Origin of the sequence: Streptomyces sp. NPDC059452 (assembly GCF_042750035.1) — a bacterium.
Taxonomy (GTDB): Bacteria; Actinomycetota; Actinomycetes; order Streptomycetales; family Streptomycetaceae; genus Streptomyces.
The window spans coordinates 39,744-52,727 of sequence record NZ_JBHYVE010000013.1; the positions used below are offsets into that span (position 1 = coordinate 39,744).

The 12,984-nt window shown below is 72.6% G+C and carries 13 protein-coding genes; 4 read left to right on the forward strand and 9 right to left on the reverse strand.

Translation table 11 applies throughout. The features are described from left to right. Window positions 1–82: 82 nt before the first annotated feature. The 4 genes from fxsA to ACFW9Z_RS18675 form a co-directional block, all read right to left on the reverse strand. A complete protein-coding gene (gene fxsA / locus ACFW9Z_RS18660) occupies window positions 83–694 on the reverse strand; it encodes an FxsA family membrane protein (RefSeq protein WP_384641735.1) in 612 nt (203 codons plus the stop codon). An 87-nt stretch (window positions 695–781) separates the two neighbouring features. After that, window positions 782–1,549: a polyprenol monophosphomannose synthase gene (locus tag ACFW9Z_RS18665; protein ID WP_384641738.1), complete on the reverse strand. Its 768-nt coding sequence runs from the start codon at window positions 1,547–1,549 to the stop codon at window positions 782–784. A gap of 562 nt (window positions 1,550–2,111) precedes the next feature. Beyond that, a complete protein-coding gene (locus tag ACFW9Z_RS18670) occupies window positions 2,112–3,761 on the reverse strand; it encodes an amidohydrolase (protein ID WP_384641741.1) in 1,650 nt (549 codons plus the stop codon). 68 nt (window positions 3,762–3,829) lie between these two features. Further along, window positions 3,830–4,270, reverse strand: a complete 441-nt coding sequence (locus ACFW9Z_RS18675; RefSeq protein WP_018490165.1) for an Lrp/AsnC family transcriptional regulator — start codon at window positions 4,268–4,270, stop codon at window positions 3,830–3,832. A gap of 204 nt (window positions 4,271–4,474) precedes the next feature. Between ACFW9Z_RS18675 and ACFW9Z_RS18680 the strand changes: the two genes are divergently transcribed. Then, window positions 4,475–4,873, forward strand: a complete 399-nt coding sequence (locus tag ACFW9Z_RS18680; protein WP_384641744.1) for a hypothetical protein — start codon at window positions 4,475–4,477, stop codon at window positions 4,871–4,873. Between the two features lie 445 nt (window positions 4,874–5,318). After that, window positions 5,319–5,468, forward strand: a complete 150-nt coding sequence (locus ACFW9Z_RS18685) for a hypothetical protein (protein WP_384641747.1) — start codon at window positions 5,319–5,321, stop codon at window positions 5,466–5,468. A gap of 42 nt (window positions 5,469–5,510) precedes the next feature. Here the strand turns inward: ACFW9Z_RS18685 and ACFW9Z_RS18690 are convergent, their stop codons facing one another. Next, window positions 5,511–6,683 carry an acyl-CoA dehydrogenase family protein gene (locus ACFW9Z_RS18690; protein WP_384641749.1) on the reverse strand — a complete coding sequence of 391 codons (1,173 nt, stop codon included), beginning with the start codon at window positions 6,681–6,683 and terminating at the stop codon, window positions 5,511–5,513. A gap of 388 nt (window positions 6,684–7,071) precedes the next feature. Between ACFW9Z_RS18690 and ACFW9Z_RS18695 the strand changes: the two genes are divergently transcribed. Together ACFW9Z_RS18695 and ACFW9Z_RS18700 are read left to right on the forward strand one after the other, a co-directional pair. After that, entirely contained in the window at window positions 7,072–8,349 is a 1,278-nt protein-coding gene (locus tag ACFW9Z_RS18695) for a glycoside hydrolase family 18 protein (RefSeq protein ID WP_384641752.1), read from the forward strand. Between the two features lie 194 nt (window positions 8,350–8,543). Next, entirely contained in the window at window positions 8,544–9,689 is a 1,146-nt protein-coding gene (locus tag ACFW9Z_RS18700; protein ID WP_384641755.1) for an LLM class flavin-dependent oxidoreductase, read from the forward strand. Window positions 9,690–9,759: 70 nt separating this feature from the next. On the opposite strand, the gene ACFW9Z_RS18705 is transcribed toward ACFW9Z_RS18700, so the two are convergent. Genes ACFW9Z_RS18705 through ACFW9Z_RS18720 form a run of 4 tightly spaced genes read right to left on the reverse strand, consistent with a single transcriptional unit; the run spans window position 9,760 to window position 12,952 of the window. Next, window positions 9,760–10,257 (reverse strand): cupin domain-containing protein, encoded by a 498-nt coding sequence (locus ACFW9Z_RS18705; protein ID WP_384641758.1) that lies wholly within the window; start codon window positions 10,255–10,257, stop codon window positions 9,760–9,762. A gap of 6 nt (window positions 10,258–10,263) precedes the next feature. Further along, complete coding sequence (locus ACFW9Z_RS18710) at window positions 10,264–11,274, reverse strand: PLP-dependent cysteine synthase family protein (RefSeq protein ID WP_384641760.1); 1,011 nt, start codon at window positions 11,272–11,274, stop codon at window positions 10,264–10,266. A gap of 56 nt (window positions 11,275–11,330) precedes the next feature. Then, on the reverse strand, window positions 11,331–11,945 hold the full coding sequence (epsC, locus tag ACFW9Z_RS18715) for a serine O-acetyltransferase EpsC (RefSeq protein WP_384641763.1): 615 nt from the start codon (window positions 11,943–11,945) through the stop codon (window positions 11,331–11,333). Then, a complete protein-coding gene (locus ACFW9Z_RS18720) occupies window positions 11,942–12,952 on the reverse strand; it encodes a DMT family transporter (RefSeq protein ID WP_384641766.1) in 1,011 nt (336 codons plus the stop codon). The genes epsC and ACFW9Z_RS18720 overlap by 4 nt, the downstream gene beginning before the upstream one ends. Window positions 12,953–12,984: the final 32 nt, after the last annotated feature.

A 12,984-nucleotide genomic window follows, 5' to 3' on the forward strand; every position in this document is an offset into this window, starting at 1 on the left:
CCCGGCGGGCGCCCCCCCCCCTACGGGGCCCCCCCCCCCGCGGCTCTTGGCCTGTCCGGCGTCGCTCTTGGCCTGTCCGGCGTCAGGGGGTCAGCGGCGGGCGCGGGCCCTGGGGGTCGTCGTCCGGGCCGGAGGGGCGGGAGGAGGGCCGGGTGCCGTCCTCGCGGATGACCTCGCCCTGGACGACCTTGCCGTCCGGCCGGTGCATCCGGGCCTGCTGGAAGGCGTCCGAGAGGCTGCCGGGGGACGCGGCCCGCATCCGGCGCTCCAGGGACCGCTCCGCCCGGCGGCTGATCAGGGTGCGCACGGGCGGCACCAGCAGGAGCAGACCGGCCGCGTCCGAGATCAGGCCGGGAATCAGGAGCAGCAGCCCGCCGAGCATCAGCAGCCCGTTGCCGCGGCTGCCCTTGCCTCCGGTGACCTGCGGGGCCTCGGGGGCGCCGGGCTGCCCCGGCATCTGCTGGAGGGTCTCGGTGAGGTTCTTGAAGGCGCGGCGCCCGGCGCGCTTGATCACCACGGTGCCGAGCACCGCTCCGGCGACCAGGATCAGCAGGACGGTGAGCCCGCCGGCCGCCGAGGCGACCATGGTCAGGAGCCAGACCTCCAGGACCAGCCAGGCGGCGAGGGCCAGGGGCAGGAATCTACGGGCGCGCGAGCGCCGGGGACGGGTCGGGGGCGGAGTGCCGGTCGTCATGCGTCCAGTGTGCCCGTACGGAGGTGGAAGCGGCGTAAGGGGGTGATCATGGACCGGCCCGCGGGGGTTCCTGCGGCACGTACAGGGTCAGGGTTTCCTGCGGCCCAGGACCTTGTTGGTGCGGGAGGTGATGCCCCAGCCGGTGACCCGCCACAGCGCCTCGACGAGGATGTCGCGGCTCATCTTGGAGTCGCCGACCTCGCGGTCCACGAAGGTGATGGGCACCTCGACCACGTGGTAGCCCGCCTCCACGGAGCGACGGGCCAGGTCGACCTGGAAGCAGTACCCCTGCGAGGCGACCTCGTCGAGGCCGAGGCCCTGGAGGGTCTCGGTCCGGAAGGCCCGGTAGCCGCCGGTGACGTCGCGGACCGAGAGGCCGAGGGCGAGGCGGGAGTAGAGGCTGCCGCCCCGGGAGATCACCTCCCGGCTCTTGGGCCAGTTGACCACCCGGCCGCCGGGCACCCAGCGGGAGCCGAGGACCAGGTCGGCGCCCTTGAGCGCGGTGAGCAGCCGGGGCAGCTCCTCGGGCTGGTGGGAGCCGTCGGCGTCCATCTCGACGAGGACGCCGTAGCCGTGCTCGGCGCCCCAGGCGAAGCCCGCGAGATAGGCGGCGCCGAGCCCTTCCTTGCCCTTGCGGTGCAGGACGTGGACCTGGTCGTCGGTGGCCGCGAGCTCGTCGGCGGCCTTGCCGGTGCCGTCGGGGCTGTTGTCGTCGGCCACCAGGATGTCGGCATCCGGCACGGCCGCGCGCACCCGGCCGACGATCGGCCCGATGTTCTCGACCTCGTTGTAGGTCGGAATGATCACCAGGACCTTGCCGAGCGGGCCGAACTGCCGCTGACCGCCGTCGTTCACTACTGCCCCTTAGAGTCCGTACACAGAGGGACACCATATCCAGCACACCACCCCCGGGCTGCTACGCGGTGGTACGGGCGCGTGGCACAGGCCGGGCAGATGGACGGAACTGCGGACAGAAACACGGACAGAACGCGGAGAGAACCGCGGACGGAACTGCGGATCGGGGCCCGGCGCCCTTCGGGCCGACCTGGGACCCGCTGGCTGCGGGTCGACCGAAAGCCGTTGTCTACTGAACGTCCGGGCCCCACCCGGGTCGCACCCTCCGTCCGGCTGAAACCTTCCCTCGCCCCCGAGGCGCGGGCGCTGAACCTGGCTGTCAGTGGTGGTGTGCCGGTGCGCCACACCACCCCATGACCCAGCGGCGTTCGACGACTGCGTGGAGGTTTAACCGGTCGGACGTCCTGTGGTGGACCCGGCCGAACCTACCGGCCCGTGGGCGCGTTCTGTCAACACCCGTGCGACCTGCGGCTTTTGCCCAAATTGCCTGGTCAGTGCCGAAGATCCGCAGGTCGCGAACGAGCGCCCGGGCCATCTATCGGCGGTACGGAATGCTCCGACGTCACTCGTTCGGGCGTACGTAGACCGTTTGTCCGGAGACCACCGTCCGCAGGCAGACCGGCAGCTCGGCCCCGGGGGTCAGATCCGGCAGTCCGGGCGTGCCGGACCGGGGGTCGGTGGACCACCGGGCCACCCGGTCGTCCGGTGCCTGGACCAGGAGTTCGGCGGTCCGCCAGACGGCGTAGTCGGCCGGTGCGCCCGGCACCAGGAGCCCCGCGTCGTCGCGGCCGATCGCTCGCCAGCCGCCCCGGGTGTGCGCGGTGAACCCGGCCCGGACCGAGACGCGGTGCCCGGGGGTGCGGTGGTGGGCGGCGGCCCGCACGGTCCCCCAGGGGTCGAGCGGGGTGACCGGGCTGTCGGAGCCGAAGGCGAGCGGCACTCCGGCGCGCAGGAGGGCGGCGTACGGGTTCAGGGCCGCGGCCCGCTCGGCGCCGAGGCGCTGGGCGTACATGCCCTCGGGGCCGCCCCAGGCCGCGTCGAAGGCGGGCTGCACGGAGGCGGTGAGGCCCAGCTCGGCGAAGGCGGCGATCGTCTCGGGGGTGAGCATCTCGGCGTGCTCGACCCGGTGGCGGGCGGCACGGATCCTGGCCAGGCCGAGCGTCTCGGCGGCGGCCCTGACGCCCGCCACGACGGCCGATACGGCGGCGTCGCCGATGGCGTGGAAGCCCGCCTGGAGGCCGGCCTCGGTGCAGGCGGTGACGTGGGCGGCGATCCGGGCGGCGTCCAGGTGGGCGGTGCCGGTGGTCTGCGGGGCGTCGGCGTACGACTCGTGCAGGCAGGCGGTGTGCGAGCCGAGGGAGCCGTCCACGAAGAGGTCACCGGCCGCGCCGATCGCACCGAGCTCCCGGATGCGGCGGGCGTCCTTCCCGTCGGCGATCTCCTCGGCCCAGAGGCCGAAGACCCGGGGGCCCGGCCGCTCGGCGGCGAGGGCCAGGAGGGAGGTGAAGTCCTCCTCGTCGGAGATCTCGGGCCCGCCGCACTCGTGGAGGGCGCCGATGCCGAGGGAGGCCGCGTGGTCGAGTGCGGTGCGCTGGGCGGCGGTCCGCTGGGCGGGGGTGAGCGCGGCGTGCGCGGCGGCGCGTACGGCGTGGTGGGCGTCGCCGGTCAGCGGTGCGTCGGGGTGGTATCCGGCCAGCGCGGTGACGCCCGGGACGAGGTCCAGCAGGGCGGTGGTGACGACGGCGGAGTGCACATCGATCCGGGGCAGGTACAGCGCCCGGCCACCGGCCGCCTCGTCGAGCTCGGCGCGTGAGGGGTGTCGCTGTTCGGGCCACCGGGCGGCGTCCCAGCCGTGGCCGAGCAGGACGTCCCCGGCCCGGTGCCGGTTCGCGAACGCACGGACGAGGCCGAGGGCCTCGGGGAGCGTACGGGCACCCGAGAGGTCGAGCCCGGTCAGGGCCAGGCCGGTCGCGGTGGTGTGCACATGGGCGTCGGTGAAGGCCGGGGTGACCAGGGCGCCCTCCAGGTCGACGACCTCGTCGACACCGCTCGCGAAGGCGTCGGCGGCCCCTTCGGAGCCCACCCAGGCGACATGCCCGCGCTCCACGACCATCGCGGTGGCGAACGGATCGGCCGGGCTGTGGACGTCTCCCCCGCGCAGCAGCAGGGTGCGGTGGTCGGGGGCGCTGAGGGGGGCGGTGCTCTCGGTCATGGGACCAGTCTCGCGCCTGCCGGGAGCCGTCCGGCCCGCGGCCCCCCTGAGGGGCGCCCGACGGCCCCTCAGACGCGCGGGGGCCGGGCCTCGTACGGGGTGGACAGGACGACGGTCGTACGGGTCGAGACGCCCGCCAGCGAGCGGATCCGGGTGAGCAGGTGCTCCAGCTCCAGGGGGGTGGCCACCCGCACCTTGAGGATGTAGTTCTCGTCCCCGGCGACGCTGTGGCAGGCCTCCAGCTCCGGCACCCCGGCGAGCCGCTCCGCGATGTCGTCGGGCGCGCTGGGGTCGAACGGCTTCACCGAGATGAACGCGGTGAGGGGCAGCCCGACGGCCTCGGGGTCGACGACCGCGGCATAGCCGCGGATCACCCCGCGCTGCTCAAGCCGGCGGACGCGCTGATGAACGGCCGAGGTGGACAGGCCGGTGGCCTTGCCCAGGTCGGTGTAGCTCATCCGCCCGTCCTTGACGAGCAACTCCACAATCTGACGGTCCAGCTCCTCCATGCAGATCAACCTATGGCCCCGGACGCCTCCCGGCACAGTCGTGCGGGGTCACGGAACGGCACCTGCGGGGGGCATGTGACGAAGACCACAGACCTACGGGTCGGTAGCGGGGTCCCGCGCGGTTATCGGCCACGCGCGGAGGGAAGTGCTTGCTGTGGTCGAGGCCGTGGCGCCCTGCCGGCCCACCCGAGGGGGGAAGATCCCATGCAGAGCCTGAAGCTCACCGGACGTACCGAACCGGAGCCTGTCGATCCGGACGAGGACGACAGCGCCGATGTGTACGACATGTTCGAGATGTTCCGGGTGATCTGCCCGGACTGCGCCCAGCCGATCGCGCTGCTGGCCGACGAGGACGTTCTGCCGGAGCACGCCCGGTGCCCCTCCCCGTGGAACCCGTTCGGGCTCACCGTCTGCTCCGGCACGGGCCGCGGTGCGGCGGACGCCCGGCCCGCCGACGAGTCGCTGGAGCCCCAGGAGCAGGAGGCGGCGCTGCTGCTGACGCTCCCCCAGGGGCTCGACTGGCGGATGCAGCCCTTCTCCCACGCCGGCGGCCCCGGCTCCCGCCCGCTGCGCGTGCCCCGGCAGCGGCGCGAGGCCGCCTGAGCCACCGGCTCCCGGCCGCCGACCGCCGACCGCCGAGCCACCGTCCGGCCGGTCTGCGTCTGCGTCTGCGTCTGCCCGCATCACGTCGGCCCGTCCGGCGTGGTGCCCGCAGAGCGGATCTCCGCCGCGAGCACCCGCCTTGTCTGCTCCGCTCGCGAGCACCCTGTCGTCTCCGCTCGCGCGCACCTCGGCTCGCGCGTAGCCGCTTCTGCGCCCGCGAGCGCCCAGCTCTCCGCTCGCGCGTACCCGTCTCTCCGTCCGCGTACCCGCCGAACTGGCACTCGGGCCGCGACAGCAGTGACCCGGGGCGGCCCCGGCGCGTTGACCCCGTATGACGACGCTGCATTCACCAGTCGGCTCGGGTCGCCGCCGTCTCGCTTCGCCGGTCCCCGAAGAATCGGTTCCGCAGCCGCAGCCGCTGCCCCGGTCGACGGGGAGTTCGCCGATGGCCTCCCCCGTCGATCCGCCCATCTACAGCGCCCTGCTCCGGCAGTGGGCGAGCAGCGGCCGGACCGTGCCGGGGAGCCGGGACCAGGAGTGGAACCGGGCCGTGGCGCTGCCCGCGTGGTCGGACCGGCCGCTGGGGGGTGTCTGACAATCCCCCGTGGGCCACGCGGGATGGTCGGACACCCCGGGGTCAGCGGGTCTCCGGACCCGCGAGGTGGCGGGCGATGACCATGCGCTGGATCTGGTTGGTGCCCTCCACGATCTGGAGCACCTTGGCCTCGCGCATCAGCCGCTCGACCGGGAAGTCGAGCGTGTAGCCGTAGCCGCCGAGCACCTGGACGGCGTCCGTGGTGACCCGCATGGCCGCGTCCGTGCAGAACAGCTTGGCCATGGCCGCCTGGCGGGAGAAGGGCTCCCCCGCGTCGCGCAGCCGGGCCGCCTCCAGGTAGAGCGCCCGGCCGGCCTCGATCTGGGTGGCCATGTCCGCGAGCATGAACCGCAGCCCCTGGAAGTCCGCGATGGGGCGGCCGAACTGGCGCCGGTCGGTGGCGTACGCGACGGCCTCGTCCAGGGCCGCCTGGGCGACCCCGATCGCACAGGCGGCGATGCCGAGGCGGCCGGAGTCGAGCGCGGACAGGGCGATGGCGAAGCCCTGCCCCTCCTCGCCGATACGGCGGTCGTCCCCGACCCGTACGCCGTCGAAGTTGAGCTGGGCCGTGGGCGAGCCCTTCATCCCCATCTTCTTCTCGGGGAGAGCGGCGTTCAGCCCTTCGGCGTCACCGGGGACGAGGAAGGCCGTGATGCCCCGGGAGCCCTCGACGCCGGTGCGGGCGAGCACGGTATAGAAGTCGGCGACGCCCCCGTGGGTGATCCACGCCTTGGTCCCGGTGATGACCCAGTCGTCGCCGTCGCGTACGGCCTTCGTACGCAGCGAGGCGGCGTCGGAGCCGGAGGCCGGTTCGGAGAGGCAGTAGGCGCCCAGCAGGCCGCCGGAGAGCATCGCCGGGAGATGCGCGGCGCGCTGCTCCTCGGTGCCGTATCCCGCGAGCGCGTGGCAGGCCAGCGAGTGGACGCTGACGCCGAGGCCGACGGTGAGGCGGGCCGCGGCCAGCTCCTCCAGCACCTGGAGGTAGACCTCGTAGGGCTGGTCGCCGCCGCCGTGCTCGGAGCCGTAGGGAAGTCCGAGGAGGCCGGATGCGGAGAGGAGCGTGAAGACCTCGCGCGGGAAGTGGCCCGCGTCCTCCTCCTCGGCCGCCCTGGGGGCGATCTCCTTGGACACGATGTCGCGGACGAGCGCGACGAGCTGCCGGGACTCCTCGGTGGGCAGACGGCGTTCCACCGGCTGCGGGGCACGGTCGGACATGACGGCGCTCTCCTCCCTGTCGGGCGTTGCGACGGTCGCGCGCTCAGGGTGGGAGAGGCGCCGCCGGGTGATCTCCCGGAACGGAGCCGGGAAAAACAGACTGCCCAGCCGATCCTGCCCTCCCGGGTCTCGGGCGGCGCGGCTCAGCGGCTGTGGCGGGTTGAGTATGCCCGATCGGATGGCTGACGTCACGGGGTGGCGGGCCGGTCGTCCGAGGTGGAGGGCGCCCGAATGACCGGCGAATTGGTCCGCACCATTGACCCAACTGGTCTAGTCCTCCTACGGTTCCCACCGAACGCCTTACCGCGTTCATGCCAAACCGGGCGCGTACGGCCCGGCGTTCCCCCCGCACCCCCCACGCACCAGCCCTCCCCCACGAGGAGCCACGATGCTCACATCGCACCGTCCCCGCGCCCGGCTCCGGGCGCTCGCCGCGGCCGCCTGTACGGCGGCGCTCGGCGCCACCCTGCTCGGCGTCGCCGGTACGTCCCCGGCAGGCGCGACCCCCGCCGCACAGCCTGCCGCGGCCCCTGCCGCCGCTGCTGCTGCCGCCCCCACGGCGGCGGGCGACAAGGTGATCGGATACTTCACCAACTGGGGTGTCTACGACCGGAATTACCACGTCAAAAACATCGTGACGTCAGGTTCCGCGGAGAAGCTCACCCACATCAACTACGCCTTCGGCAACGTCCAGAACGGCAAGTGCACGATCGGCGACTCCTACGCCGACTACGAGAAGGCGTACACGGCCGAGGAGTCGGTCGACGGGGTCGCCGACACCTGGGACCAGGAACTGCGCGGCAACTTCAACCAGTTGCGCAAGCTGAAGGAGCTCCACCCCGACCTCAAGATCCTCTGGTCCTTCGGCGGCTGGAGCTGGTCGGGCGGGTTCGGTGAGGCCGCGCAGAACCCCGCCGCGTTCGCGCGGTCCTGCTACGACCTGGTGGAGGACCCCCGTTGGGCCGATGTCTTCGACGGCATCGACATCGACTGGGAGTACCCCAACGCCTGCGGTCTGACCTGCGACACCAGCGGCCGCGACGCCTACGGCGAGCTGCTCGGCGAGCTGCGCGAGACCTTCGGGAACGACAACCTGATCACCTCGGCGATCACCGCGGACGGCTCCGACGGCGGCAAGATCGACGCGGTGGACTACGCGGGAGCGGCCGAGCACCTCGACTGGTACCTGCCGATGACGTACGACTTCTTCGGCGCGTTCGCGGCGCAGGGCCCGACGGCCCCGCACTCCCCGCTGAGCTCCTACCCGGGCATCCCGACGGAGGGGTTCAACTCCGACGCCGCGATCTCGAAGCTCAAGTCGCTGGGCATCCCGTCGGAGAAGCTGCTCCTCGGCATCGGCTTCTACGGCCGGGGCTGGACCGGTGTCACCCAGTCCGAGCCGGGCGGCAGCGCGACCGGCGCGGCGGCGGGCACGTACGAGGCGGGTATCGAGGACTACAAGGTCCTCAAGAGCAGCTGCCCCGTCACGGGCACGGTGGCCGGTACGGCGTACGCCCACTGCGGGAACAACTGGTGGAGCTACGACACCCCGGAGACCATCGGCACCAAGATGACGTACAAAAACGAGCAGTCCCTGGGAGGCACCTTCTTCTGGGAGCTGAGCGGTGACACCACGAACGGCGAGCTGATCAAGGCGATCAGCTAGGCGTTCACGGGTACGCGGACCGCGGGGTGGGGCGCCGGGCGGGCGCCCCACCCCTTCGTCACCGCTGCGGGCGGTCGCACATGAAGGTTGCGTTGCCAGGCCGGGGAAGTGATTGACCCGCTTCCCGCCGCCTCCGTACGTTACGGCCAGACCGGCCCCGTACCGCTGCCTCTTGCCGCACAGGGAACCTCATCGTGGCCTCCACCCGCACCCCTCTCGCCGTCCTGGACCTCGTGCCGGTCTCCACCGGATCGACGGCCGGGTCGGCCCTGCGCAACAGCCTCGACCTGGCCCGCCGGGCAGAACAACTCGGCTACAGCCGCTACTGGTTCGCCGAGCACCACTTCAACCCCGGTGTCGCGGGGACCTCCCCGGCCGTGCTCCTGGCGCTCGCCGCGTCGGTGACCTCGGCCATCCGGCTCGGCTCCGGGGCCCTGCAACTGGGACACCGTACGGCCCTGTCGGCGGTGGAGGAGTTCGGGCTGCTGGACGCGGTGCACCCGGGCCGGTTCGACCTCGGGCTCGGCCGCTCCGGCGGGTCGGCGGAGCGGGGTGTACCGGCGACGGACCGGGTGGCGGAGGCGGCGGCCACGGTGGACGGGCGGGCCCCCAACGGCCTTCTCGTACCCGGCCGTTACTCCAACGACCACCTGTTGCACTCACCTCGCCTGGCCCTGCACCGGAAGCTGATCCAGCTGCCGGGCGCCGAGTCGCAGCCGTACGACGAACAAGTGGCCGACATCCTGGCCCTGTTGGCGGGCACCTACGCCCTCGACACCGGGTTCGAGACCCATGTGGTGCCGGGGGAAGGCGCCGAGTTGCAGGTGTGGATCCTCGGCAGCAGCGCCGGTGTCAGCGCCCAGGCGGCCGGGGCCAACGGGCTGCGGTTCGCGGCCAATTACCACGTCAGTCCGGGCACGGTGCTGGAAGCCGTCGAGGGGTACCGGCAGGCGTTCAGGCCCTCGGCCGAGCTGGACCGGCCCCATGTCAGCGTCTCCGCCGATGTCGTGGTCGCCGACGACGAGGGCACCGCCCGCGAACTGGCCACGGGGTACGGCCTGTGGGTGCGCGGCATCCGCAGCGGCGAGGGCGCCATCGCGTTCCCCACCCCGGAGGAGGCCCGCCGCCACATCTGGAGCGAGGAGGACCGGGCACTGGTCGCCGACCGGACGCAGACCCAGTTCATCGGGACCGCGCCTCAAGTCGCCGAGCAGCTACGGACCTTGCGGGACGCTACGGGGGCGGACGAGCTGATCGTCACCACCATCACCCACGACCACGCCGACCGCGTCCGCAGCTACGAACTGCTCGCGCGGGAGTGGGGCCTCGCGGCCCGGTGAGGACCCCGGGAGGGGTACGTCCGGTGGGCCTCCGGGGAGGGGCGGGAGGCCCACCGGGGACGGGACCGGCTCAGTGCCTGCCCCACCCGGGGCGGGAGGTCGTCCCGTCCAGGGTCAGTTCGAACTGGTCGTACCGGGCCATGAGGTCGAGCAGCTCGTCCTCGGTGGGCCTGTTCCCGTCCGCGTACAGCTCGGCCAGTCCCCGGAAGTACTCCTCGCGGTTGATGGCGGGCGTGAAGATGATGAGCATGGTCGCCTGGTCCTGGTAGGGGTTGCGGAACCCGTGCGACATGTTCTCGGGGACGTTCACATAGGTGCCCGGTGGCGCGGCGAACGTCTCGCCGTCCAGGTGCAGTTCGACGACGCCGTCCAGGACGTAGAAGGCTTCGAGCTGTTCGCGGTGGATGTGCGGCGACGCACCCGGGGCGCCGGGCTCCATACGGTGCTCGAAGAGGCCCAGGCGGTCGTCGGTCTCGCCGCCGACGGCCTTGAAGGTGGTTTGGGTGGTCGTGCCTATCTGCACCGCTTCGCCTTCACCGGGAAGCAGTATGCGGGGAAGCATGGTCATCTCTGCTCACTCCTCGATCTTCTCGATCTTCTCGCCAGTGTCGGTACCGTGCGCCCCGGCGGCCTGCTCCTCGTCGGCGGCGGCCTCCAGCCAGGACAGATATCTCTCGCCGGTGTCGGGGAAGACCGTGACGACGGTCTTCCCGGCGTATGCGGGGCGCTCGACCAGGAGGCGGCAGGCGTGTGCCGCCGCTCCGGAGGAGACGCCCACCAGAAGGCCGAACGTGCGGGCCAGGAAGCGCGCGGCGGCGAAGGCCTCGGCGTCGGAGACGGTGACGACCTCGTCGATGATGTCGACGTCGGTCGTGTCCGCGACGAACCCGCCGTTCAGCCCCGGGATGCGGTGCGGGCCGCCCCAGCCCTCGCTGAGGACGGGAGAGCGCACCGGCTCCACCGCCACCACCCGCAGGGCCGGGTTCCGCTCCTTGAGGTAGCGCGCGGTGCCGCTCAGGGTGCCTCCGGTACCGACCCCGCAGACCAGGACATCCACCCGGCCCTCGGTGTCGCTCCAGATCTCCGGGCCGGTGGTGGCGTAGTGCGCCCGTACGTTGTCGGGGTTCTCGTGCTGGCAGGCGAACCAGGAGCCGGGGCGCTCGCGGTGGATCTCCTGGGCCTTCTCGATGGCCGCCGTGTACCCCTGCTCGTGCGGTGTCCGGACGACCTCCGCGCCGAACGCGCGCAGCAACTGGACGCGTTCGCTGGTGGCGTTGTCCGGCAGGACGATGACGCAGGTGTAGCCGCGGGCGGCGCACAGGGCGGCCAGCGAGATGCCGGTGTTCCCGGAGGTGGCCTCCACGACGGTGGAACGGCCGGGGGTCAGCTCGCCGCGCTTCTCGGCCGCCTCCAGCATGTACAGGCCGGTGCGGTCCTTCACACTGGAGAGCGGGTTGGCCATCTCCAGCTTGGCGTAGACGGTGGTGCCGGAGTCCGTCCCGCCCAGGTCGAGCCGGATGGTGGGAGTTCTGCCGATCAGATCGTCGAGCGAGGATGCGAGCCTGCGTCGGTCCGAGACGAGCATGGGCTTCTCCGTTTCGGTGGATCGGGTCGCCGGGCGGCGGGGCACCGCGGAGCGGGTCACCAGGCGGGGAAGAGGACGGAGACCCCCCCTTCCCGCGACGGGAGGGGCTGGTGGGGCGTACGGCGCGGACGCGGCACGACGGCCACCGGGGCCAGCACCCGGGAGTGGCTGGGCACATCGCGGATGACCAGGGCCTGCGCGCCGACGACGGTGTCGTGGCCGACGGTGATCGGCCCGAGCAGGGTGGCGTTGGCACCGATCACCACCCGGTCCCCCACCTCGGGGTGGCGGCGTGTGCCCCCGCTCCCGGCCTCGTCGTGCCACCAGCCGACCGAACCCAGGGTGACCTGGTGGAAGACCGTGACGTCGTCGCCGACGACGGCGGTCTCGCCGATCACCACTCCTGTGCCGTGGTCGACGAAGAAGCCTCGGCCGATCCTCGCGCCGGGGTGGATCTCGATCCCGCCCGACGCGAGCCGCGCGGCGACGGAGATGAGCCGCGCGGTACGGCGCAGCCCCCGGCGGTGCAGCCGGTGCGCCACGCGGTGGCCCCAGACGGCGGGGACGGCGGGGTGCAGCAGGGCCTCGGTGCGCGAGTGCACCGACGGGTCGCGCGATCTGATCATGTCGAGGTCGCCGACCGCCCGGCGGTAGAGCCCCGGCCGGCTCACCGGGGCTCCTCGGTGCTGCCGGGGCGGCTGCCCGCGACCGGCTCGGCGCCGTCCGCTCCCCCGGGTTCCGGGGTGGCCGCCGTGGCTGCCGTGGCCGCCTTCCCAGGGGCGGCCGGTGCCGGGGCCTTGGAGCGGAGCTGCCGCAGCCGGTTCTCCGCGTACGCCACACCCGCGAGCACCACCAGTCCGCCGACCAGCAGGTTCCAGGTGACGGACTCGCCGAGCGCCACCACGCCGATGAGGACGGAGGCGACCGGGACCACGTAGTTCACGGCGGAGGCGGTGGTGGCGCCGACGTCACCGATGAGGCGGAAGTAGAGCACGTACGCCAGGCCGGTGCTGAACAGGCCGAGCGCCACGATGCTGAGCGTCACCTTGAGGGTGAACTCCGGGGTGTGCCAGGTCAGGAAGGGGGTGACCACGGCCTGGAGCACGGTCGCGGCCAGGAGCTGGGAGGCCGCGGCGGCCATGGGCGCGAGGCCGAGCGGGGAGAGGTACTTGCGTACGTACACGAAGCCGCAGGCGTAGCTCAGCGCGGCGCCCAGGCAGGCGAGCTGTCCGCCGAGGGAGCCGAGGGCGTCGGTCCACGGGCCGATCAGGAGCACCACACCGGCGAATCCGATGAGGAGCCCGAGCACCTTGCGCCGGGTCGCCCGCTCGGTGGGCAGCGCGGCGGCGGCGATGGTCAGGGTCAGCAGCGGGGTGGCACCGATGAGGACGCCCGCGATACCGGCCCCGGTGGTCTGCTCCCCGTACGAGAGCAGGAGGAACGGGATGACGTTGCCGAAAAGGGCGGCGGCGGCCACATGGCCCCAGACGCGGGCCGGCTTGGGAAGGCCGATCCGGCGGAACGCGACGATGGCCAGCAGCACGGCGGCGCCGAGCACCAGACGGCTGAGCACGAGCTGACCGGGGGTCAGTCCGTCCAGTGACACCTTGATGAATGTGAAGCTGCCACCCCACAGGAATGCCAGCAGCAGGAACCGGCCGACGGTTGCGTTCTTCATGCACCCTCCCTTTGTGTTACGGATGTGGTTCG